Raw genomic sequence first — 23,089 nt, 5'->3', positions numbered from 1 at the left:
CACCTGGATCCCCGAAGCGGCGAACCGACGCCGCGAAGAAGCGGAGAAACGCCGCGGCCTGGAATTAGTCGAGACGCAGGACGGCACCTCGCATCTGACCGGCGTCGACCTGCCCGCCGAAGCCGCCAGCGCCGCTTATGGCCGCGTCAGCGCGATCGCGACCGGCCTCAAACGCGACGGCGACGACCGCGCGATCGATCAGCTACGCGCGGACGTGTTCCTGGGACTGCTGCGAGGCACGTTCGTCACCGGCGAGCCACCCGCCGACACCACCGACCGCCCCACCCCCGGACCCGCAACGGGCAACCCCGGCTGGACCGCATTGGACGGCGCGATCGCCGACATCATCGCCGATGTCACCCGTACGGAACTGACCGCCCTGACCCGCGCACTCGACGCACAATCCCACCGCAAGGCCCACCACACCGCGGCGAACCCCGCAGACCCCGCCGCCGAGGCCGGAGCCCGCGTCAACCGCTCACCGATCAGCCGGTCCTTGACCGCCACCGACGCCCGCGACCCGGGAACACTCATCGCGAACGCCGAAGCCTCCGACGCGAGGCCCCTGACCTTCGCCAACGACGAGCTCACCGAACGGCACCACCACATCGGCGCGCTCATCACCGGCGCCCGCGTCAACCGCTTCCTGACCACCACCACACCCGCTGAAGCCGACCGCGACCCGCGAATACTCATCGTGCAGGCCGAAGCCCTGACCAGCGAACTCCTGACCACCGCCGATGACGCACTCCCCTCCCGGCACACCGCGACATCGGGACGCTGATCGCCCACGCCGGTACACGCATCAAGGCGATCAAAGGCTGGCACATCGAACAACTCTGGCCAGGCGTCATCCTGTGGACCACCCCGACCGGCCGCCGGCGCATCACGGCACCCGCCGACCGCGAATGACCACCAACGCACCTACCCCAGTCACATACGCCCCCTCGGCAACGCCCACCGGGGTGACCTGGCGTGCCTGGGCGCGACCACCTGTTCCGGCGCGGCGTTCGCCTACACGCGGAGGTACTTCTCCAGCCAGGGCGACGCGGCGTCGGCACTGAAGCAGGTCCTCTGCGCGACCGTGGACGGTCGGAGCTCGGCCGGCGGTTACTTCTGTTCGTCGGACAGGTGCTCGGCGGCCTTCTCGCCCGTGGGACCGAACTTGTTCAGCACCTTGCGGACACCCTTCACCACGGCGTCCCCGACCGGGTTCGGGTGCTCGTCGTCCGGGTCACCGACCGAACCGGCGGCGCCGCTGGAGCTGGAGTCCATCGTTGTCTCCCCTCGAAGTCGCGAACAGCCGCATTGATCGTTCCGTCGGCGTCCCGGTGCCGTCAACGCGCGTTCTGGTGGCCCGGCGAGGGCCGGCACGGGTCTGGGGGCTCGTGGCCGGATCCGGGCGTGCCGGAGGCAACGAATCTCAGATTGCTCTCATCGGGCTCTCATGCGTCGCGCATAGCGTCGCCGCGCCGACGGTCGACCGACCGTCAACCCACGTGTCAGAACGAAGGGTGGCTGACGTATGGCCGAACAACAAGAGCACGACGAGGGCCGCGACCGCATGAACCGCCGTCGCGCGCTGACCGCCATCGGCGGTGCGGGGCTGGGGGCTGCCGGGGTGGTCGCGGCGAGCCGCGCGGCGGCCGGGGCGACCGGCGGCTCGGCGGCCAGGACACCGGAGGGCGCGCGGCCGGCCTGCGTGCTCGCGCCCGAGCTGACGGAAGGGCCGTACTACCTGGACTACGAGCTGTTCCGCCGTGACATCACCGAGCACAAGGACGGCGTGCCGCTCCTCCTGCGCGCCACGATCGTCAACGCCACGACCTGCGCGCCCATCCCGAACGCCGCGTTGGACGTCTGGCACTGTGACGCGCTCGGGGAGTACTCCGGCTACACGGCGCTCGGCATCGGCGGCGCGAACGGCGGCGGACCCGGTGGGCCGGGCGGCGGTACGCCTCCGCCGGACTCCCCGCCGCCGTCCGACCCGTCCGGGCCGCCTCCCGGCGGAGGTCACGTCGAACCGACCGACCAGCTGACCTTCCTGCGCGGCGTCCAGACCAGCGACCGGCACGGCGTGGTGGAGATCCGTACGCTCTTCCCCGGCTGGTACGTCGGCCGGGCCATCCACATCCACGCCAAGGTGCACCTCGGCGGCAAGGCGAAGGGCGGCAAGTACGCCGGCGGCCACGTCGTCCACACCGGCCAGTTCTTCTTCGAGGAGAAGGTCTCCGCGCAGATCGCCGAGCGCCAGCCGTACGCGATCAACACGGTGCACCGGACGACCCTCGACGAGGACGGCATCTACCAGGGCGGCGGCTCCGCGGGCCTGGTCACGCTCCGCCACACCGGCGCCCCGAAACACGGCCTGCTCGCCACGATCGTGGTCGGCGTCGACCCCGACGCCACGCCGTAACCGGACCGCCTCCGCGGACGCGTTTCCCGGACGCCTCCGCGGAGGCCCCCGGCGGCCCGCCCCGGCCGATCGCTGGGCGCGCCGTGGCCGTACGGACAGAGTGGAGACCCCTCGTCCCCAGGAGGTCCCCATGCGCTTATCAGCCCGTACCGCCGTCGCATATTCCACGTACGCGAAACCCCGACGCAGGTCGTCGACTACAGCGGGTGCAGCCCGTTCGCGGTCGTGTAGAGGCTCAGAGCCGGTCGGCCGCGTCGGGGTGCCGGGCGAGGAGTTCGGCGAGGCGGGCCAGCTTGACGTTGTGGTTCTGCGAGCCGCGTACGAGCACCTCGAACGCCTCGTCGGCGGACAGTCCCCGGCGGGCCATCAAGATCCCGGTCGCCTGACCGATGATCGTCCGGGTGTCCAGCGCCTTGCGGAGGTTGCCCACGTCCGCCTCGGACCGGTTCAGGGCGCGTTCGGTGTCGGCGTCGCGATAGAGGGCGGCGAGCGCGAGCGACGCGTACGTCGCGAGGATGAACGCCGTGTCGCGGGCTGAGTCGCCCAGGGCGTCGCGCTCGCGGGAGTAGATGTTCATCGCGGCGGTGAACGGCGGCGGCTCCGGCACGGTGATCAAGGCTGTGGAGAGGATCGAGGCGAACCCGTGCGCGCTCGCCTCGCGGGCGAACACCGGCCAGGCGGACTCGGTGGCGAGGTCACCGCTGTGGGCGTACGCGGGCCCGGCGGGGTCGGCGGCGTCCATGCAGGGGCCCTCGCCCGCCTCGTACTGACGGCGATCGAGTTCGGCGGCCTCCACGTCGGTCTCGGCGGGCGTCCAGAAGCTCCCATCTCGCTCCCGCAGCGTGATGCTCACCACGTCGGCCGCGGGGATGAGGTAGCGGGCGGCGAGGATGATGCGCTCCAGGACACCGTCGACCGTGGTGGCGCTGAGCAGGGCCCGGGTCAGTTCGCCCAGCTCATGCGTCAGCGAGACCGGCGGGCCCTCTTGAGCGGCGTCGGCCGCCGGTTCCGGCAGAGAACAGGTATCGGATCTGTCGTCGTCCACGATGTCCTCTTCCCCTGGCGCCGGAGTCCGGCGTCCTCCCCATCGATCGCCCCTAGTATCACCTGATCGAAGCAGACCATGCCCGGCGAGGGTACGATCTCGGCCCTATTCGGGCTTGACCAGCGGGAACAAGATCGTCTCGCGGATGTTCTTGCCGGTGAACGCCATGATCATTCGGTCGATGCCGATGCCGACGCCACCGGTCGGGGGCATGGCGTACTCCAGCGCGCGCAGGAAGTCCTCGTCGAGCTGCATGGCCTCCGGATCGCCGCCGGCCGCCAGGAGAGACTGCTCGGTGAGCCGGCGCCGCTGCTCGATCGGATCGATCAGCTCCGAGTAGCCCGTGCCCAGCTCGGTGCCGAAGCCGATGAGGTCCCACTTTTCGGTCAGCAGCGGGTTCGAGCGGTGCGTACGGGCGAGCGGCGAGGTCTCCAGCGGGTAGTCGCGGACGAACGTCGGCTGGACCAGCGTGCGCTCGACCAGCTCCTCGAACAGCTCCTGCACGAGCCGCCCCTGCCCCCATGCCGGGTCGTACTCCAGGCCGCGCAGGTCGAACAGCTTGCGCACCTGCTCGATCGGCGTCTCGGTGGTGAGCTCCTCGCCCACCGCGCCGGACACCGCGTCGTACAGGGTGACCTTGGGCCATTCGTCGCCGCCGAGGTCGATCTCCTGCCCGTCGTGCACCACGACCGTCGTGCCGAGCGCGGCCACCACCGCGGCCTGGTAGATCTCGCGGGTCAGCGTGGCGATCGTGTCGTAGTCGCCGTACGCCTCGTAGGCCTCGAGCATGGTGAACTCGGGGTTGTGCGAGGAGTCGGCGCCCTCGTTGCGGAAGTTGCGGCTGATCTCATAGACCTTCTCGATGCCGCCGACGACGAGCCGCTTGAGGTACAGCTCGATCGCGATCCGCAGGTAGAGGTCCATGTCGTACGCGTTGATGTGCGTGACGAACGGCCGCGCGGACGCCCCGCCGTGGATCGGCTGGAGCATCGGGGTCTCGACCTCGAGGAACTCGCGGTCGTTCATGTACTCACGGATCGCCCGCACGGTGTCGCTGCGCAGCCGGGCCATGCGCCGCGCCTCGTCGTTGACGATCAGGTCGACGTAGCGGAGGCGTACGCGCTGCTCGGGGTCGGTCAGGCCGGCGTGCTTCTCCGGCAGCGGGCGCAGGCACTTGGAGGTGAGCACGTAGCGGTCCGCCATGATCGACAGCTCGCCGCGCTTGGAGGTGATGACCTCCCCCTCGACGCCGACCTGGTCGCCGAGGTCGATGTCGCGCTTCCACGCCTCCAGGGCCTCCTCGCCGACGTTGGCGAGGGACAGCATGATCTGGATGTCGCCGCTGCCGTCGCGGATGGTGGCGAAGCAGAGCTTGCCGGTGTTACGAGCCAGCATGACGCGGCCGGTGACCCCGACCTTCTCCCCGGTGGAGGTGCCCGGTTCCAGATCGGGATGGTCCGCGCGGACCTTCGCGATCGTGGTCGTACGCGGGAATCCGAGGGGGTACGGGTCGACCCCGCTCTCCCGCAGGCGCTCCGCCTTGTCCCGGCGGATCCGCATCTGCTCCGGAAGATCTTGCTGCGACTCGTTCACGGTCGAAGGCTACCGACCCGGCCGGGGAGCCCGCGAACCGATTGCCCTGGTTACTGGCCCGCCGTGGACACGCTGACGTTGCGTTCGTAGACCAGACGCAGGCCGATCAGCGTGAGCCACGGCTCGTACGCGTCGATGGTGCGGGCCTCGTCCAGGACGAGGGGCGCGAGACCGCCGGTGGCGACCACCGTGACGTCCTCGGGGTTGTCGGCCAGTTCCTCCGACATCCGGTCGACCACGCCGTCCACCTGACCGGCGAAACCGAAGATGATGCCCGACTGCAGCGCCTCGACCGTGCTCTTGCCGATGACGTTGCGGGGCCGGACGAGCTCCACCTTGTGCAGTTGTGCACCCCGGGCCGACAGCGCGTCCACCGCGATCTCGATGCCCGGGGCGATCGCGCCGCCGACGTACTCGCCCTTGGGCGACACGGCGTCGAACGTGGTGGCCGTGCCGAAGTCGACCACGATCGCCGGGCCGCCGTAGATGTGGTTCGCGGCCAAAGCGTTGATGATGCGGTCGGAACCGACTTCCTTGGGGTTGTCCATCCGCACCGGCACGCCGGTCTTGACGCCCGGCTCGACGATCACCGCGGAGACGTCGCCGTAGTAGCGGCGGCACATCTCCCGCATCTCGTGCAGTACCGACGGCACCGTCGAGCAGAGCGCGATGCCGCTGATGTCGGTCTCGGCCAGCAACGGGCTCTGCTGCACGAGCCCCTGGAGGACCACCGCGATCTCGTCCGCGGTACGCCGCGCGTCGGTGTTGATACGCCAGTGCTCGATGACCTCATCGCCCTCGAACAGGCCGAGCACGGTGTGGGTGTTACCGACGTCGATGGTGAGCAGCATCAGGTCCCCGCTGTGTCAATGGTCGCGCTCGCCTCCTCGCTCGCTCCGCGGACGGCTCGTCCCTCACCGCCCACTTCGCTCGCTCGTCAGCTCGCCGCTCCGTTAAGGTCAAGGCCGATGTCGAGCGCGGGCACCGAATGGGTCAGTGCCCCAACGGCAAGGTAGTCGACACCGGTCGCGGCCACATCTCGGGCCCCGTCCAACGAGAGGCCGCCGCTCGCCTCCAGTTCGGCGCGCCCGCCCACCAGGGTCACGGCCTCGGTCATCGTCGGGATGTCCATGTTGTCCAGCAGGATGGAGGTCGCGCCGGCCGCCAGCGCCTCGCGTACCTGGTCGAGCGTGTCGCACTCGACCTGAACGTGCAGGCCGGGGGCGCGTACGGCCTCGAACGCGGCGGTGACCGAACCGGCCGCCGCGACGTGGTTGTCCTTGATCAGCGCGGCGTCCGCCAGCGACATGCGGTGGTTGACGCCGCCCCCGCAGCGCACCGCGTACTTCTGCAGGGCCCGCAGGCCGGGCAGCGTCTTGCGCGTGTCGCGGACTCGCGCCCGGGTGCCCTCGACGGCGTCCGCCCACTGCCGGGTGACGGTGGCGACGCCGGACAGGTGGGTGAGGAGGTTCAGCGCGGTGCGCTCCGCGCGCAGCAGCCCGAGCAGCGGTCCCTCGACCGAGAGCAGGACGTCGCCCGCGGCGACCCGGTCACCGTCGCCCGCGAGCGCCTTGACGGTGAGACCGAGCGTCTCGAACACCAGCGCGGCCACCGGCAGGCCCGCGACCACGCCGGGGCGGCGCGTCACCACGTCGGCGCCGGCCGTGGCGCCGGCGTCGAAGATCGGTTCGCTCGTGACGTCGCGCACGCCGTCTTCGGCCAGCGCGACGCGTACGACGCTCTCCACGGCCTGCGGGTCCAGCCCGGCCTCGGTCAGCCAGGCGTGCGTGGCGGCTCTCATCGGGTCTCCGCGGGTTCGTAGGTCGTGGTGAGGGTGTCGCCGTCGAGTGCCGACACGAGGTGCCCGCGCCACTCGTCGGAGGCGTCGGGGAAGTCCGACCGCCAGTGGCTGCCGCGCGTCTCCTCGCGGCGCCGCGCCGACGCGACGATCAGTGAGGCGACGGCGTGCAGGTTCGTGACCTCCCAGGCCTCGGTGCGCGGCCGGTCGGTCGTACGGCCGGCCAGCGCCGCCAGTTCGGCCGCGGCACGCTCCAGACCGGGACCGTCACGCAGCACACCGGAGCCGGCCGTCATGATCCGCTGGATCTCGGACCGGATACCGGGGTCGAGAAGGGCGGACGTCCCCGCCGCCCCCGACGACGCCGGAATGTCCCGTTCCAGGTCGCCGGGCAGCACGGACGCGATCCGCTGGGCGAACACCAGCCCTTCGAGCAGCGAGTTGGAGGCGAGGCGGTTGGCGCCGTGGACGCCGGTGCAGGCGACCTCGCCGCAGGCGTACAGCCCGGGAACGCTCGTGCGCCCCCACAGGTCCGTACGGACGCCGCCGCTGGCGTAGTGCGCGGCCGGCAGCACCGGGATCGGCTCGTTGACCGGGTCGATGCCGTGCCGCTCGCAGGCCGCCGTGATCGTGGGGAACCGCTGCGCCCAGATGCGCGGGCCGAGGTTGCGTCCGTCGAGGTACATGCACGGCTCGCCGGTCTCGCGCATCCGCTTCATGATCTCCTTGGCCACCACGTCGCGGGGGGCAAGGTCGGCGAGCGGATGCCGGCCGGTCATGAACCGCTCGCCGGAACCGTCGATCAGGAACGCGCCCTCGCCGCGCACGGCCTCGGAGATGAGCGGCTGACGCCCACGCGCGTCCGGCCCCAGCCACATCACCGTCGGGTGGAACTGCACGAACTCCACGTCGGCGACCCGCGCGCCCGCCCGCAGCGCGAGGGCCACCCCGTCGCCAGTGGAGACCTCCGGGTTCGTGGTCGCCTCGAAGACCTGCCCGAGCCCGCCGGTCGCGAGGATCACCGCGTGGGCCCGTACGGCGCCGACGCCGTCGCGCTGCCCCTCCCCCATGACGTGGAGCGTGACACCGGCCGTCCGCCCGTCCTCGATCAGCAGGTCGAGCGCCAGTGCGTGCTCGATGACCTCGATCCCCGCGTCCTTGGTGGCCGCGAGCAGTGCCCGGCTGATCTCGGCGCCGGTCGCGTCGCCGCCGGCGTGCGCGATGCGGCGCCGCAGGTGGCCGCCTTCACGGGTGAGCGCGATCTGCCCCTCCCCGTCGCGGTCGAATTCGGCGCCGAGCGCGATCAGCCCGCGTACCGCGTCGGGCCCCTCGGTGACCAGCACGCGTACGGCCTCGGGGTCGCAGATGCCGACCCCCGCGGTGAGGGTGTCGGCGAGGTGCTCCTCCGGCGAGTCGCCCGGGTGGAGCGCCGCGGCGATCCCGCCCTGCGCCCAGCGCGTGGACCCGTCGTCGAGGAGTGCCTTGGTGACGAGAAGAACCCTGCCCGCCGTACGGGCCCGCAGGGCGGCCACGAGACCGGCGATGCCGGACCCGATCACGACGATGTCGGCGTCGGTCGTCCAACCGGGCGGCGGGGCGGTGAGTCGCTGAGGGAGCATGAGCCCTCCTGGGGGAGGCGAGTTCTCGTCAATTTGACTATAACTCGCGCCCGGAACGCCTGATCCCTCCGGGCGGGTGTTAACAAGGGGTGAACCCGCCGGTCAGCACGCTGCAGCCGGACCCGTCGAAGGCGTACGCAAGGCCGCTGACCGGCGACGCCAAGCCACGCCACGGCCGACCGCGAACCAGCAGAACCGCCCCCGAAACGGCCGATACCGGCCTCGCCCTGGCTGATGTGCTCGTTCCAGTGCCCTCACCACGCGCCGATCCCGGTGTGTCCGGGCTGCCCGGAGAAGCCCTCACGGACTATCGAGCGTTGCAATGACGGTGATACGGGCACGACTCGCGGTTTCACGTCGAGCCCGGCCCGGTGGAACACCTCCGCGAAGCGTCCGGAATCGGCATAGGCGTCCTTCACCCGCACCGTACAGGTGTTCCCATGACGGTCGATCTCCATGGCCGCGTTGGCGGCGGCCGTGGATGACTTCAGGCGAGCTCGGCGACCGTGTCGCCGCGGACCGTCGCGGTGCCGGGCACCGGCTCCGCCGGGTCGGAGCCCAGGGCGATGATCCGGTTGTCGCGGTCGACGTGGACGACCTTCGGCTCGAAGGCGCGGGACTCCTCATCCGTCATGGCCGCGTAGCTCATGATGATGACCAGGTCGCCCGGGTGCACCAGCCGTGCCGCCGCGCCGTTCAGGCCGATCACGCCGCTGCCGCGCGGCCCGGCGATCACGTACGTCTCCAGGCGGGCGCCGTTGTCGATGTCGACCACCTGCACCTGTTCGCCCGCGAGCAGGTCCGCCGCCTCCATCAGGTCCTCGTCGATCGTGATCGAACCCACATAGTGCAGGTCGGCCTGGGTGACCGTGGCCCGGTGGATCTTCGACTTGAACATGGTGCGGAACATCAGCGCGTCTCCGTGGGCGGCTCGGGCGTCAGGTACAGCGGGGTGTTGTCGATCAGATGAGTGGAGCCCACCGTGCCCGCGATGGCGAGGACGGCCGGGCCGACGTACTCCTCGTCGACCTCGTGGAACGTCGTCGGGTCGACCAGCTTCACGTAGTCCAGCTCCAGCGGCGGCTCGGTGTCGGCCGCCTCGTCGAGTACGGCGCGGGCCGCCTTGAGGACCTTGGCCGGCCCGTCCGGCGCGGCCGCCGCCCCCCGGCGCAGGGCCAGCGACAGCGACAGCGCCGTGACCCGCTCCGGCGGCGACAGGTACCGGTTGCGGCTCGACAGCGCCAGCCCGTCGTTCTCCCGTACGGTCGGGCAGGCGTCGATCCACACCGGGACGTTCAGGTCGGCGACCATGCGGCGGATCATCGCGAGCTGCTGGGCGTCCTTCTCGCCGAAGACGGCGATCTCCGGGCGGACCAGGTTGAACAGCTTGAGCACGACGGTCAGCACGCCGTCGAAGTGGCCCGGCCGGGACGCGCCCTCGACGATCGTCCCCATCTCGCCCGCGCTGACCGTGACGCCGGTGCTCCGGCCCTCGGGGTACATGGTCTCCACCGTGGGCGCGAAGACCAGCCCGACGCCCTCGTCGGCGCAGACGGCCAGGTCGTCCGTGAGCGTACGGGGATAGCGGTCGAGGTCCTCGTTCGGCCCGAACTGCAGCGGATTGACGAAGATGCTCACGGCCACCGTGCCGGCCAGGCCCCGGGCCCGGCGCATCAGGGACCGGTGGCCCTCGTGCAGCGCGCCCATGGTGGGCACGAGCGCGATCGTCCCGAAAGAGGACCGTGCCGCCGCGAGTTCCTCGCGCGTACGGGCGATCACGAGCGTCATGGCTGCTTCCCTTCGGAACCGCGTTCGGCCAGAGCGGCGAGGAGACGTGATGCGTCGTCGGGCTTCAGGAGACCGGCCGCGAGCGCGCGGTCGGCGGTGAGGCGGGCCAGCGCGACGTACGCGCCGCGCGCCTCGGGTGAGACGCGGCCCAGCTCCTCGACGTGGCCCGCGACCGTGCCGGCGTCACCGCGGGCGACCGGTCCGGTCAGGCCGCGGACGCCGAGCCGCAGGGCGTTGTCGAGGGCGGCGCCGAGCAGCGGGCCGAGCATGCGGCTCGGATTCTCCACGCCGGCGCGGCCGAGCAGATCCATCGACTCGACGACCAGCGTGACCAGGTGGTTGGCGCCGCCGGCCAGCGCCGCGTGGTAGAGCGTGCGCCGGTCCTCGGGGATCCACACCGGCTCGCCGCCCATCTCCACCACGAGCGCCTCGGCGACCGGCCGCAGCGGCTCGGGCGCGGTCACGCCGAAGGAGATCCCGGCGAGCCGGTCGACGTCGTCGGGCCGCCCGGTGAACGTCATCACCGGGTGCAGCGCCAGCGGCAGCCCGCCGACGCGGGTCGCGGCCTCCAGCACGCCCGTGCCGTACCGGCCGCTGGTGTGGACGAGCAGCTTGCCGCGTACGGTCACGTCGGTGCCGACCAGGCCCTCGACCAGGTCGGGCAGCGCGTCGTCGGGCACGGTGAACAGGACCAGGTCGGCGGCGGCCACCACCTCGGGCACCGGCAGCAGCGGAACGCCGGGCAGCCGCTCGCGGACGCGTTCGCGCGAGGCGTCGGAGACCCCGGACGCCGCCACCACGGTGTGGCCGGCCAGGTCGAGCGCCCGGCCCAGCGCCGACCCGACGCGGCCGGCGCCGACAACGCCCACGGCGAGGCGCCCCGGGCGCTGGTCAGAAGTGGTCATTCGTGCGTTCCAGTCCTTCACGGGTACCGGACGGTCCGGCCACAGCCTACCCACGCCGGCGTGATGCCCCTTCTGCGCAGGCTCCCCCGAGCGCACCGGCGGCGTACGGAGATTGTCTCCGTACGCCGCCGGGCGGACCAAGCCCCTCAGTCTGCGGCGAGTGAGGCGACGATGGACGCCCGCGCCGCCCGGCGGCTCGGTATGACCGCGGCGAGCAGCCCCGCGACCCCGGCGACGAGGACGAACGCGAGGACCCGCACCACCGGGAAGCCGAGGACGGCCCCGGAGGCCACCGCACTGATCGCCGCCCAGCCGAAGCCGGTGCCCAGGACGACGCCGAGCAGCGCCCCGATCACCGCCATGATCACGGCCTCCAGCGACAGCATCCACCGCAGCCCGCTCCGGGTCAGGCCGAGTGCCCGCAGGAGCGCCGACTCACGCGTGCGCTCGACCACCGAGAGGGTCAGGGTGTTGGCGATGCCGATCAGCGAGATGATGATCGCCAGTCCGAGCAGGGCCCCCACCAGCAGGAACAGCTGGTTGAACGCCTTGGTGAACTGGGCCTTGACGTCCGCCAGGCTGCCCACCTTGACCATCGGGTACGCCTTGGTGGCGTCGTTGATCACCTGGCGGGACGCGTCGGCGGACACGCCGTCCTTGGCCATGACGTAGATCTCGGAGTCGTCCTTGGCGCCGAAGGTGCGGTCGAAGTCCGCCTCGTTGACCGTGATGTTCGGGATCTGGGCCTCGCCGGAGAAGACCGCGGCCACCCGTACGAGAAGCCGGTGGCCGCCATCGGTGACGGTGATCTGCCGGCCCACGCCGACGCCGAAGCGCTTGGCCGTGTCCTCGTGCAGCGCGGCCGTGCCCGGACGCAGGTCGGTGATCGAGCCGGCGACGAGCTTGGGCTTGACCGAGCGGCCGAGGGCGTGACCCGTGACCGTGCCGACGCTCGCGTCGCGCCCGTCGACCTGCGCGTCCGTCGACTCGCGCACCTCGATGACGTCGGCCAGCTGCGGCTTCGTACGCAGGGTCGCGGCGGCCTGCCGGGGAATGAGCTGCCCGCCGGCCGTGGTGAGCTGGTAGTCGACCGGGAACTGCTCGGCGAGCTGGGCGGTCGCGGTCGCCTGCGTCGAGGCCAGCGCGACCGAGAACGTCGTCATCAGCGTGACGCCGACGGTGAGCGCGATGGTGGTGATCGCCGCGCGCTTGGGGTTGCGGCCGGCGTTGTCCCGCGCGAGCCGGCCGGGCACGCCCAGCAGCCGCGCGGGCAGCCAGCCGACCAGGCGGCTGAGGCGGCGGACGATGAACGGGCTGAGCCCGATCACGCCGAGGAAGACGAGCAGCGCGCCGGCGAGCACCATCAGGAACGGCCCCTGGCCCGCCTTGGACAGCAGCGCCAGGGCGATGAGCCCGAGGCCCGCGACGGCCGGCAGCCCGCCGAACACCATGCGCAGGACGCCCGCGCGGCCCTTGACCGGGCCGTCCACCTGGCTGCGCAGCGCGGCTACAGGCGGCACGCGGGTGGCGGCGCGGGCCGGCAGCAGCGCGGAGACGAGCGTGACGACCAGGCCGATGACGAGCCCGACGACGACCGGCGTGACCGAGACGGTCAATGAGCCGGACGAGGTGTTGTCGGCGGAGGCGAACAGCGTGGCACCCCCGGCGCCCAGGCCGATGCCCACGAGCACGCCGAACGCGGAGGCGACCAGGCCGACGATCGCCGCCTCGATGAGGACCCCGCGGAACACCTGGCCCCGCGTCGCGCCGACGCAGCGCAGCAGCGCCATCTCGCGGGTCCGCTGGGCGATCAGGATGTTGAACGTGTTGTAGATGACCAGCGCCGCGACGAACAGCGCGACGATGGCGAACGCCAGGAAGAACACCGTCAGGTTCCCGGTCGAGACGCCGGAGGACTTGGCCATCCGGTCGGCGAGCCGGGCGCTGGTCAGCACGTCGTAGTCGCCGCCGGCGGTCCGCGCCACCGCGTCGCGCAACCGGGCGTCCGTGGTGCCCGGCGCGGCCTTCAGGTCGATCTCGGTGTAGCCGCGCTCGCCGGTCATCGCGGTGGCGGTCGCGGCGGTGAAGCCGACCGCGCCGCGGTAGCCGATCTCCTGGTCGATCCCGAAGTCGGCCAGCCCCGAGACGGTGAACGAGTGCGGGTGCCCCTGCTTGTCGAGCACCGAGACGGTGTCGCCCACCTTGTAGCCGGTGCGCCGGGCGGTGCTGGTGTCCAGTACGGCCGTGTCCGGCCCGGACGGCGCCCGGCCGGCCTTCAGGGTGTAGCGCTGGAGGGCGCCCGTGGACAGGGACACGCCCGCCGTGCCGTTGTCCCCGTAGACCTTGCCGTCCTTGCCGACGAGCGGGGCCGTGCCGCGGACGAGGCCCTGGGCGTCCTGGACACCGGGCACGCTCCGCAGGCGGGACAGCAGCGCGGGCGGCAGGCCGCTGTCGTCCGAGCCCTGCTTGGCCAGGACGGCGACCGAGACCTTGTCGGCGGAGGCGGTGAACTGCTGGTCGAAACCGGTTCGCATCGTGTCGGTGAGCACGAACGTGCCGGAGACGAACCCGACGCCGAGCGTGATGGCCAGCGCGGTGAGCACCAGCCGCAGCAGGTGGGCGCGGAGCCCGGCCAGAGTGGTCTTCAACATCTCAGGCCTCCAGCTGCTTCAGCGCGTCCAGGACGGTCTCCGGCGTCGGCCGGGCGAGCTCGGCCCGGATCAGCCCGTCGCGCAGGAACACCACGCGGTCGGCGAACGAGGCCGCGACCGGGTCGTGGGTGACCATGACGATGGTCTGGCCCATCTCGCGGACCGACGTGCGCAGGAAGCCGAGCACCTCGGTGCCGGAGCGGGAGTCGAGGTTGCCGGTCGGCTCGTCGGCGAAGATCACCTCGGGGCGGTGCAGCAGGGCGCGGGCGCAGGCGACGCGCTGCTGCTGGCCGCCGGACAGCTCGCTCGGCCGGTGCGAGAGCCGGTCGCGCAGGCCGACCGCGGAAATGACGTGGTCCATCCAGGCGCGGTCGGGCTGCCGGCCGGCGAGTTCGAGGGGCAGCAGGATGTTCTGCTCGGCCGTGAGCGACGGCAGCAGGTTGAAGGACTGGAACACGAAGCCGAGGCGTTCACGGCGCAACCGGGTGAGCTGCCGGTCCGACATACCGGTGATCTCCACGTCGCCGAGGCGGACCGAGCCCTGGTCGACCGTGTCCAGCCCGGCCAGGCAGTGCATGAGGGTGGACTTGCCGGAGCCCGACGGCCCCATGATCGCGGTGAAGGCGCCCCGGGCGAACGCCACCCGGATCCCGCGCAGGGCGTGGACGGCGGCGTCTCCGGAGCCGTACACCTTGGTCACATCGGTGGCGACGACGGCCGGCGGGGCATTGACAGCGGTGCTGATCACGGGTGACTCCTAAGTCATGAGCGGAACGTGATCAAAGCTAGGGACGGGAGGGCCCGCTGCCATCGCCCTCGCGGCCATCGTCATGTCGGCCCGCACGTTGATCCGGGATGCGACCTGAGACGTACGAGACCCCCGCGCGATCGTTCGCGCGGGGGTCTCGGCGGATGCGACGGCTACGTCAGGAGTCCCAGTGGTAGCCGTGGTGGTGCGCCCCGTACCCGACCGCGGCGCCGCCGCGGCATCCGGCGCGTGCGCCGCCGATGACCGCGATGGCGTTGCCGCAGACGTTCACCGGGATGGAGATGGGCACGTTGACCTGGTTGCCGCCCAGGATGCTGCCGTCTCCACTGGTGTTGTTGATGCCGGCGTTGGCCGGCGAGGTGAACACGAGGGCGCCGGACACGGCGGCCGCGACCACTCCGGCCGCGGTGAGCTTCTTGAGCACGTGAATCCTCCCGTACATGGAGATTCGCGACCACCTGTGACGTGGCCGATACGTACGGTAGTTATCCAGGGACTCTCAGCCAATGGCAATGGAACGGCCGGGCGCGTGATGTAATCGTTACGCTTCGTGACTAGCTCTGACCGCTTTTGATGAGGCCCGTCTCATATGCGAAGACCACGGCCTGCACCCGGTCCCGCAGGTCCAGCTTGTTGAGAATGCGCCCGACATGCGTCTTCACGGTCGCCTCCGAGACGTAAAGCGTCCCGGCGATCTCGCCGTTGGACATGCCGCGCGCGACGAGCTTGAGGACCTCGGCCTCACGCGCCGTGAGCGACTCCAGGGCCGCGTCGGTGGTGCCGTCCTTGTCGGGGATGTGCTCCACGAACCGGTCGATGAGCCGGCGCGTGGTGCTCGGCGCGACCACGGCGTCACCGGAGCTGACCGCGCGGATCGCCTCGATGAGCTGCTCGGGCCCGGCGTCCTTGAGCAGGAACCCGGCCGCGCCCGCCTTGAGCGCCGAGAAGGCGTACTCGTCCAGGTCGAACGTGGTCAGGATGATCACTTTGGGGCAGTCGGGGCGCGAGCAGATCTGCCGGGTCGCCTCGATGCCGTCCATGCGCGGCATGCGCACGTCCATCAGCACCACGTCCGCCGACGTCGAGCGCAGCACCTCCAGCGCCTGCCGTCCGTCGGACGCCTCGCCGGCCACCTCGATCTCGGGCTGCGCGTCGAGCACCATACGGAACCCGGTACGGACGAGCTCCTGGTCATCGACCAGCAGCACTCGAATCACGAGCCCTCCTTCGTCGGGAGAGCGACCACAGATGCGTGCTCATCGGTTCGCTCGCTCCGCTCGCTCACGGGCACCGACCTCCTGTCTCGCCGACGACTCACGCACCGGCATCCGCGCGACGACCTCGAAGCCGCCGCCCCGCGCCGGTGCGGCGGTCACCTCTCCTCCGTAGACCGCGACCCGCTCACGCATGCTCACCAGGCCGTGGCCGCGCCCGTCCGAGAACGTCACGCCGCGTCCGTCGTCGCGGATGCGTAGTTCGACCGCTCCGTCACCGTAGTGCAGTTCGACCTTCGCGGTGGCCGAAGGACCCGCGTGTTTCATGACGTTGGTGAGGGCCTCCTGCGCGATCCGGAAGATGGCCAGCTCCATGCCGCCGGGCAGCGGGACCTTCGCCCCGCCGATCGTCAGTTCGACCGGCAGCCCGGTGGAACGGATCTGCTCCACCAGGTCCGGGAGCTCGTCGACGCCGGGCTGCGGCGCGAGAGCGGCCTGGCCGTCGCCCTCGCGCAGGACGCCCAGCATCCGGCGCATCTCGGTGAGCGCCGACCGTCCCGTGTCGCCCACCGCCCGCATCGCCCGCTTGGCGCGCGCCGTGTCGGTGTCGATCGCGTACGAGGCGCCGTCCGCCTGGATCACCATCACGCTGATGCTGTGCGCGATGACGTCGTGCATCTCGCGGGCGATCCGCGCGCGCTCGGCCGCGGCGGCCACCTCGGCCTGCGCGTCGCGTTCGCGTTCGAGCCGGCGGGCGCGCTCCTCGAGGCTGAGGGTGTACTTGCGCCGTGTGCTGATGTACAGGCCGCACAGCCAGATCGCCGACAGGCCGACGGAATCGGGGATCAACGCCCGCCACGAATCCTGGGGAATGGGCTGGCCGACCAGCTTCCCGATCGCCAGGACGAAGCCCAGGAAGTTGACCAGCAACGTGGCGAGCGCCCACCGGAAGGCGCACTGCGCCGCGACGGTGTACATCGCGACGAGTAGCGGGAAGTCGCACGTGGAGATGTTGACGCCGACCAGCCACTGGACGAACGCCACCGCGGCGATCACCGCGAACACCGCTCGTGGCCACCGGCGGCGCCAGACCAGCGGCAGGCACATCGCGACGGCGAGCGCGAGGTTGCCGAGGAACGGGATCGATCGGGTGATGCCGTCCGGTGTCGTCGCGATCCACCGGCTCCGCACGAGCACCGCGAGCGCCAGGAACGGCAACATCAACAGGGTGTCGACGAACCGCTGGTGCTGCCTCAGCCAGGCGAACAGTCGGGGGACCATCGCCCAAGCGTATTTAGCCTCCGGTTCGACGCGCGTCAGTCCCAGGTCGGAGCGGCGTACGACCTGGGGAGCACGCGATACGGTCAAGATGTGAGTCAGGTCGGATGGCGGACGGCGATGGAGCGCGCACTGTACGGGGCGGACGGCTTCTACACCCGCGGCGAACGGCCCGCGGCCCACTTCCGCACCTCGGTGCACGCCTCACGGCGCTTCGCGCACGCGATCGCCCGGCTGGTCACCGACGTCGACGACGCGCTGGGCCGGCCCGCACGGTTCGACCTCGTCGACGTGGGCGCCGGCTCCGGCGAGCTGCTCGCCGAGATCCACGCGGCGGCCGCACTGGACGGGCGGCTACGGCCGATCGCCGTGGAGGTCGCCCCGCGCCCCGCCGGGCTGAGCCCGGCGATCGAGTGGCGCGACCGGCTGCCGGACACCGTCACCGGCATCGTCATCGCCAACGAGTGGCTCGACAACGTACCGCTCGACGTCGTCGAACTCACCGGCGACGGGCCACGGCTCGTCGTGGTCGACCCCGGCACGGGCGCCGAGGTTCCGGGCCCGGCGCCCTCTCCCGAGGACGCCGCCTGGCTGGAGCGCTGGTGGCCGCTGCGCGAGCCCGGCGACCGCGCGGAGATCGGCCGGCACCGCTGCGCCGCGTGGGCGGCGGTGATCGAACGCCTGCGGGCCGGGGTGGCCCTGGCCATCGACTACGCCCACGAGCGCGGCCGGCGCCCGACGTACGGCACGCTCACGGGCTACCGCGACGGCCGATGCGTCTCCCCCGTGCCCGACGGGTCATGCGACATCACCGCGCACGTCGCGCTCGACGCGTGCGCCGACGCGGGCGAGCACGCCGGCGCCACGGCGACGCTGCTCACCACCCAGCGCACCGCGCTGCGCGCCCTGGGCCTGCACGGCGTCCGGCCGCCGCTGGACCTGGCCCACACCGACCCGCGCGGCTACCTCCATGCCCTGCGCGCGGCGGGCGAGGACGCCGAACTGATCGACCGCGAGGGCCTGGGCGGGTTCGGCTGGCTGGTCCAGGCGGTCGGCGTCGAGGTGCCCCGCGCGCTGGCCGCTACACGACGACGGGAAGCGACTCCAGGCCGCGCAGGATGAAGCCCGGCTTCCACGTGGGTTCGGCTGTCGGACGCAGGTCCGGGGCCGCGCGTAGGAGGGCGGCCATCGACTCGGCCAGCTCGATGCGGGCCAGTGGTGCGCCCAGGCAGAAGTGGATGCCCGCGCCGAAGCCGATGTGCGGGTTCGGGGCGCGCGACAGGTCCAGCGAGTCGGGGTTCGCGAAGACGTCCGGGTCGCGGTTGGCGGAGGCGAACTGCAGCGCCACCTCCGCGCCGCGTGGCACGTGCACCCCGGCCACCTCGACGTCCTCCAGCACCCACCGCTCGAACATCGGCGCCGGTGTGTCGTAGCGCAGCAGCTCTTCGACCGCGGTCGGGATCAGGCCGTGGTCGGCGCGCAGCCGGGCGAGCTCGCCCGGGTCGCGGAACAGGGCCCACCAGGCGTTGCCCGTGGCGTTGACGGTCGCCTCGTGGCCGGCGTTGAGCAGCAGCACGCAGGTGCCGACCAGCTCGTCCTCGGTCAGCCCGTCGACGGCGGCCAGCGCGCCGATCAGGTCGTCGCCGCGCGGACGCCGGGCGAGGCCGCGCAGGTAGTCGGAGAACTCCACCGCCGCGCGTACCGCCGTGTGCTGCGTCTCCTCGGCGGGGTTCAGCTCGTACATGCCGCAGATGTCGGCCGACCAGGGACGGAGCAGGTGCCGGTCGCTCTCGGGGATGCCGAGCATCTCGGCGATCACCGTCACCGGCAGCGGCTCGGCCACGTCGGCGAGCAGGTCGCCTCCGCCGCGGTCGACGAGCCCGCGGACCAGGCCCTCGGCGAGCTCGCGGACGCGCGGGCGCAGCCCCTCGACCATCCGGGGAGTGAACGCCTTGGACACGAGACGCCGCAGCCGGGTGTGGTCGGGCGGCTCGACGTCGAGCATCCCGGCGCGGATGAGGTTCCAGAACGGCGCGAGGAACTCCGGCTCCGGTGGCCGCCCGAACTCCTCGTGGGTCGCGACGTGCAGGTACGACCGGCCGAGGCGGCGGTCGCGCAGCAGCGCGCTCACGTCCGCGTGGCGGGAGACCACCCACTGGCCGGTCGGCTCGTCGAAGAAGACCGGCCGCTCGCGCCGCAGCACCTCATAGGCCGGGTACGGGTCGGCCACGAACTCGGGAGACCACGGGTCGTACCTCATGTCAGGTCGCCCATCGGTCGGTGCGCTGGTCGGTGGCGCGCGCTCGGTGCGCCCGTCCGGCGGCGGACTCCACGATCGCCCGGGCCTCGCCCAGCTCGCGATTCTCGGCGGCCACCTGGACCGGGCCGGGCGGCGCGTCGACGTGGACGGTGCCCAGGCCCAGCAGCCGCTGGAGCGGCCCCGACGTCATGCGTACGCTCTGCGCCCGCGCGTGGGGGATGACGTCGAGCCGCCGGCACAGCCGGCCTCGCTGGGTGACGAAGACGGCGTCGTCGGTGCCGGCCGCGCTCCGGCCGAACGGCGAGCGCAGCCACGACCGCGGCGCGGGCAGCAGCCGCACGGCCTCCGCGTTGGTGCCGGGGAAGACCAGGCCGACGAGGTGGAAGGCGACCCGGCGCGGCGCGACGGGCAGCAGCACCGAGGACAGCACCTGGCGGTCGCCGACGTACCCGGCGACGGTGACGTCGAGCCGCGCCCAGCCGAAACCGCGCCACAGCAGCGGCTCGACCACGCGCACCGCCTGCACCCGGCCCGGCGGCACGGTCTGCATCCGCGTCTCCATCAGCCCGTACCGCAGGCGCAGCCCGTCCGGCGACAGCGCGGCCTTGAACCCCGTGTGCATGACCAGCGGGGCGACCACGCCGCGTGCCAGGCCGAGCAGCACCGGCAGCGCCGCGGCGAGCACGCCCAGCTCGCGGAAGACCACGCCGAACGCCAGCAGCGCCACCAGCAGCGCCAGGCCGCCGATGACCGGGAGCTTGAGCAGCTGGGAGCCGAGCAGCGGGCCGAAGAACACCCGCCAGTACGGCTGCTCGGGCGCCTCGGGCGTGTGGCCGGGCAGCCCGGCGGCGCGCGCCAGCAGCTCGGCGCGCAGCTGCTCGGCCATCGACCGGCCGAGGTAGCGGAACCGCGTCTCGGCCTGGTCGCCGCCGGCCAGCTCCACGCGGACCTCGGCGAGCCCGAACACACGCGTGACGAGCGGGCGCACGACGTCGACCGCCTGGATGCGCGACAGCGGAACCCGGCGGTTGCGGCGGCGGACGATGCCGGTCTCGACCACCAGGTCGTCGCCGGAGATGTGGAACTTCAGCGACCACCAGGTCCAGAAGCCGATGATCGCCGCGACCGCCGCCACCGGCATCATGATGAGCAGGAACCGCGCGATCGACCGCGGCGTGAGGATCACCTCGACGCCGTCGGCGGTCTGGCCGAGCAGCAGCGTGTAGCCGCCGAGCACGAACACGATCACCAGGACGGACAGCGCGCTGATCACCGCGGTGGACACGTGGAGGCGGTGCACGCCGCGCGAGAAGTGCACCGGCGGCGGAGGCGGCGGCCCGTACGGAACCGGGCCATACGGGACCGGCCCGTACGGCGGGCCCGGTGGCGGTCTGAAGAAGGGTGGGCCGTACGGCCCGTAGCCCGGGGGTCCGGCGTTCAAAGCCCGATCGACCTCGATTCACCCTTCTGGGCGAGCCGGTCGCGCAGCACGGCGGCGTCACGGGCGGGCAGGCCGGGGATCCGGGCGTCGGTGGCCGCCGCGGCGGTGTGCAGCCGCACGGTCGCCACGCCCAGCCACTGCTCCAGCAGCCCGGCCGTCACGTCCACGTACTGCATCCGGCCGTACGGCACGACGACGAGGTGCTTGACGAAGAAGCCGTGCGTGACGAGCAGGTCGTCGGCCCGCTCGGCGAACCCCCAGGAGCGGTAGACCAGCTCGGCCACGATCCAGCCCATCCCGCACGCGACCACGATCACCGCGAGCCAGATCAGCCCGCCGAAGAGGCCGGTCGTGCGGGCGAGGACGAACGCGCCGACGATCGTGACGGGCAGTGCCCACAGCAGCACGGCGATGCGCCGGTGCCAGGTCAGCCGGGGCGACACACGGGCCCACACCATGCCGGCCGGCGGGTCGAAGGCCTGCTCGGCCCGGCCGCCGATCGGCACCGGCGACGGACCCGGCGGCCCGGGCGGCGCCGGGGACGGGGGCGACGGGGGTGACACGAACGGCGGCGCGGGCACGCCCACGTGCGGCAGAATCTGCGGACTGCCGGGCGGCATGTCCCGCGGCTCGCGTGCGGGCGGCTGGCTCTCGTTCATCGAAGCCAAGTCAACCTCAACCGGCCCGCGTTCCGCGACACCCTGGGCATGGCACGATGGGCGTTGTGAGCACCGAGCGCATCGTGGGCGTCGGGTCGGGGGTCAAGGACCTCGCGACCGAGGACATGACGCTCAACATCGGTCCGCAGCATCCGTCGACCCATGGCGTTCTCCGCCTGCGCATCACGCTCGACGGCGAGCGCATCGGCGCGGCGGAGCCGATCATCGGGTACATGCACCGCGGCGCGGAGAAGCTGTTCGAGGTCCGCGACTACCGCCAGATCATCGTGCTGGCCAACCGGCACGACTGGCTGTCGGCGTTCGCGAGCGAGCTGGGCGTCGTCATCGCGGTCGAGCGGATGCTCGGCATGGAGGTGCCGGTCCGCGCGGTCTGGGCCCGCACCCTGCTGGCCGAGCTCAACCGCGTGCTGAACCACCTGATGTTCCTCGGCTCCTACCCGCTGGAGATCGGCGCGATCACGCCGATGTTCTACGCCTTCACCGAGCGGGAGCAGCTGCAGCACGTCATGGAGGAGATCTCCGGCGGCCGCATGCACTACATGTTCAACCGCGTCGGCGGGCTGAAGGAGGACCTGCCGGCGGGCTGGCTGGGCCGGGTGAGCGAGGCCGTCGCCGCCGTACGCCGCGGGGTCGGCCAGATCGACCGGCTCATCATGGACAACGAGATCTTCCGCGCCCGCACGCGCGGCGTGGGCGTGCTGACCCGCGAGCAGGTCGAGCAGTTCGGCGTGTCCGGGCCGATCGCGCGGGCGGCGGGCGTCGACTTCGACCTGCGGCGCGACGAGCCGTACCTCGCGTACGGGGAGCTGGCCGACGTGCTGCGCGTCCCGGTGCGGAGCGAGGGCGACTGCCTGGCCCGGTTCGAGTGCCTGCTCGACCAGGTGCACGTCTCGCTGGACCTGGCCGACGCCTGCGTCGAACGCCTGGCGGCGCTGCCGCCGGGCCCGATCAACCAGCGCCTGCCGAAGGTGCTGAAGGTCCCGGAGGGTCACACCTACGCCTGGACCGAGAACCCCCTCGGCATCAACGGCTACTACCTGGTCTCCCACGGTGAGAAGACGCCGTGGCGGCTCAAGCTCCGCTCGGCCTCGTTCAACAACATCCAGGTGCTGACCGAGATGCTGCCCGGCAATCTGGTGGCCGACATGATCGCCATTCTGGGCTCGATGTTCTTCGTGGTCGGCGACATCGACAAGTAGCCCGGCTACGGCTCGTACGTCTCGCGGGCGCGCAGCAGGGCGGGCAGGTGTTCCTCGCTCCAGGCCCGCGCGGCGTCGATGAGCGGCACCAGGCTGCGTCCCAGCGGGGTCAGGGCGTACTCCACCCGTGGCGGGTTCTCGTCGTGGACGGTGCGGGTGACCAGGCCGTCGCGCTCCATCGCCCGCAGGGTCTCGGTGAGCACCTTCGGCGTGACGCCGCGCAGGGGCTCCCTCAGCTCGGTGAACCGCCGTGGGCCGCTCTGGAGGCAGCGCACCACCATGCCCGTCCACTTGCCACCGATCTGGACCGGCATGTCGCTGGACGGGCATCGGGGATCGAACTCCGGCGGCGCCACGGACTCGGCCATGCGCACGAGGTTAACCGCACGGAGCGGCACGGCGCCGGTTCCGTTGAAGTAACCGGTTTCCGATG

At 71.9% G+C, this 23,089-nt stretch carries 21 protein-coding genes and 1 pseudogene; 4 read left to right on the top strand and 18 right to left on the bottom strand.

What is annotated here, in order from left to right; all coding sequences use genetic code 11:
- Positions 1–214: 214 nt before the first annotated feature.
- Entirely contained in the window at positions 215–784 is a 570-nt protein-coding gene (locus tag ACQEV1_RS06765) for a hypothetical protein (RefSeq protein ID WP_433392379.1), read from the top strand.
- Positions 785–1,110: 326 nt separating this feature from the next.
- Here the strand turns inward: ACQEV1_RS06765 and ACQEV1_RS06760 are convergent, their stop codons facing one another.
- Complete coding sequence (locus ACQEV1_RS06760) at positions 1,111–1,275, bottom strand: hypothetical protein (RefSeq protein WP_433392377.1); 165 nt, start codon at positions 1,273–1,275, stop codon at positions 1,111–1,113.
- A gap of 250 nt (positions 1,276–1,525) precedes the next feature.
- On the opposite strand from ACQEV1_RS06760, the gene ACQEV1_RS06755 reads away from it, so the two are divergent.
- Positions 1,526–2,416: an intradiol ring-cleavage dioxygenase gene (locus ACQEV1_RS06755; RefSeq protein WP_433392375.1), complete on the top strand. Its 891-nt coding sequence runs from the start codon at positions 1,526–1,528 to the stop codon at positions 2,414–2,416.
- Between the two features lie 235 nt (positions 2,417–2,651).
- On the opposite strand, the gene ACQEV1_RS06750 is transcribed toward ACQEV1_RS06755, so the two are convergent.
- From ACQEV1_RS06750 to ACQEV1_RS06690, 13 genes and pseudogenes are all read right to left on the bottom strand, one after another.
- A complete protein-coding gene (locus ACQEV1_RS06750) occupies positions 2,652–3,461 on the bottom strand; it encodes an ANTAR domain-containing protein (protein WP_433392373.1) in 810 nt (269 codons plus the stop codon).
- 105 nt (positions 3,462–3,566) lie between these two features.
- Positions 3,567–5,054 carry a bifunctional lysylphosphatidylglycerol synthetase/lysine--tRNA ligase LysX gene (gene lysX / locus ACQEV1_RS06745; protein WP_285578301.1) on the bottom strand — a complete coding sequence of 496 codons (1,488 nt, stop codon included), beginning with the start codon at positions 5,052–5,054 and terminating at the stop codon, positions 3,567–3,569.
- A gap of 50 nt (positions 5,055–5,104) precedes the next feature.
- Positions 5,105–5,905, bottom strand: coding sequence for a type III pantothenate kinase (locus tag ACQEV1_RS06740; RefSeq protein ID WP_285578300.1), 801 nt, complete (start codon positions 5,903–5,905; stop codon positions 5,105–5,107).
- 86 nt (positions 5,906–5,991) lie between these two features.
- Positions 5,992–8,471: pseudogene (locus ACQEV1_RS06735) on the bottom strand (L-aspartate oxidase).
- A gap of 254 nt (positions 8,472–8,725) precedes the next feature.
- On the bottom strand, positions 8,726–8,929 hold the full coding sequence (locus tag ACQEV1_RS06730) for a hypothetical protein (protein ID WP_433392371.1): 204 nt from the start codon (positions 8,927–8,929) through the stop codon (positions 8,726–8,728).
- Positions 8,930–8,958: 29 nt separating this feature from the next.
- The gene (gene panD / locus ACQEV1_RS06725; protein ID WP_285631847.1) at positions 8,959–9,381 is read right to left on the bottom strand and encodes an aspartate 1-decarboxylase; all 423 of its coding nucleotides are present in this window, start codon (positions 9,379–9,381) and stop codon (positions 8,959–8,961) included.
- Positions 9,381–10,259 (bottom strand): pantoate--beta-alanine ligase, encoded by an 879-nt coding sequence (panC, locus tag ACQEV1_RS06720; protein ID WP_285631844.1) that lies wholly within the window; start codon positions 10,257–10,259, stop codon positions 9,381–9,383. The genes panD and panC overlap by 1 nt, the downstream gene beginning before the upstream one ends.
- Positions 10,256–11,164 (bottom strand): Rossmann-like and DUF2520 domain-containing protein, encoded by a 909-nt coding sequence (locus ACQEV1_RS06715; RefSeq protein WP_433392368.1) that lies wholly within the window; start codon positions 11,162–11,164, stop codon positions 10,256–10,258. The genes panC and ACQEV1_RS06715 overlap by 4 nt, the downstream gene beginning before the upstream one ends.
- Positions 11,165–11,310: 146 nt before the next feature.
- The gene (locus ACQEV1_RS06710) at positions 11,311–13,815 is read right to left on the bottom strand and encodes an ABC transporter permease (RefSeq protein WP_433392366.1); all 2,505 of its coding nucleotides are present in this window, start codon (positions 13,813–13,815) and stop codon (positions 11,311–11,313) included.
- A 1-nt stretch (position 13,816) separates the two neighbouring features.
- Positions 13,817–14,563 carry an ABC transporter ATP-binding protein gene (locus ACQEV1_RS06705; RefSeq protein ID WP_433392364.1) on the bottom strand — a complete coding sequence of 249 codons (747 nt, stop codon included), beginning with the start codon at positions 14,561–14,563 and terminating at the stop codon, positions 13,817–13,819.
- A 178-nt stretch (positions 14,564–14,741) separates the two neighbouring features.
- On the bottom strand, positions 14,742–15,008 hold the full coding sequence (locus ACQEV1_RS06700) for a chaplin family protein (RefSeq protein WP_285631834.1): 267 nt from the start codon (positions 15,006–15,008) through the stop codon (positions 14,742–14,744).
- Positions 15,009–15,138: 130 nt separating this feature from the next.
- Complete coding sequence (locus ACQEV1_RS06695; RefSeq protein WP_285631831.1) at positions 15,139–15,801, bottom strand: response regulator; 663 nt, start codon at positions 15,799–15,801, stop codon at positions 15,139–15,141.
- A gap of 39 nt (positions 15,802–15,840) precedes the next feature.
- Entirely contained in the window at positions 15,841–17,079 is a 1,239-nt protein-coding gene (locus ACQEV1_RS06690; RefSeq protein ID WP_433392361.1) for a sensor histidine kinase, read from the bottom strand.
- A gap of 90 nt (positions 17,080–17,169) precedes the next feature.
- Between ACQEV1_RS06690 and ACQEV1_RS06685 the strand changes: the two genes are divergently transcribed.
- Complete coding sequence (locus tag ACQEV1_RS06685; RefSeq protein ID WP_433392359.1) at positions 17,170–18,198, top strand: SAM-dependent methyltransferase; 1,029 nt, start codon at positions 17,170–17,172, stop codon at positions 18,196–18,198.
- On the opposite strand, the gene ACQEV1_RS06680 is transcribed toward ACQEV1_RS06685, so the two are convergent.
- From ACQEV1_RS06680 to ACQEV1_RS06670, 3 genes are all read right to left on the bottom strand, one after another.
- The gene (locus ACQEV1_RS06680) at positions 18,158–19,336 is read right to left on the bottom strand and encodes a cytochrome P450 (RefSeq protein ID WP_433392357.1); all 1,179 of its coding nucleotides are present in this window, start codon (positions 19,334–19,336) and stop codon (positions 18,158–18,160) included. The two genes, ACQEV1_RS06685 and ACQEV1_RS06680, sit on opposite strands and share 41 nt — an antisense overlap.
- A gap of 1 nt (position 19,337) precedes the next feature.
- Positions 19,338–20,621, bottom strand: coding sequence for a PH domain-containing protein (locus ACQEV1_RS06675; protein WP_285578287.1), 1,284 nt, complete (start codon positions 20,619–20,621; stop codon positions 19,338–19,340).
- Between the two features lie 152 nt (positions 20,622–20,773).
- Positions 20,774–21,436 (bottom strand): PH domain-containing protein, encoded by a 663-nt coding sequence (locus ACQEV1_RS06670; RefSeq protein WP_285631822.1) that lies wholly within the window; start codon positions 21,434–21,436, stop codon positions 20,774–20,776.
- 65 nt (positions 21,437–21,501) lie between these two features.
- On the opposite strand from ACQEV1_RS06670, the gene ACQEV1_RS06665 reads away from it, so the two are divergent.
- Positions 21,502–22,656 (top strand): NADH-quinone oxidoreductase subunit D, encoded by a 1,155-nt coding sequence (locus ACQEV1_RS06665; RefSeq protein ID WP_285578285.1) that lies wholly within the window; start codon positions 21,502–21,504, stop codon positions 22,654–22,656.
- 5 nt (positions 22,657–22,661) lie between these two features.
- Here ACQEV1_RS06665 and ACQEV1_RS06660 read toward each other — a convergent pair whose 3' ends face one another.
- Positions 22,662–23,024, bottom strand: coding sequence for a winged helix-turn-helix transcriptional regulator (locus ACQEV1_RS06660; protein WP_433392354.1), 363 nt, complete (start codon positions 23,022–23,024; stop codon positions 22,662–22,664).
- Positions 23,025–23,089 lie beyond the last annotated feature (65 nt).

Source organism: Actinoallomurus sp. CA-142502, assembly GCF_050936355.1.
Classification (GTDB): domain Bacteria; phylum Actinomycetota; class Actinomycetes; order Streptosporangiales; family Streptosporangiaceae; genus Actinoallomurus; species Actinoallomurus iriomotensis.
Note: the sequence above shows the minus strand (reverse complement) of the source record. Positions and strands in the feature narration are given on the sequence as shown.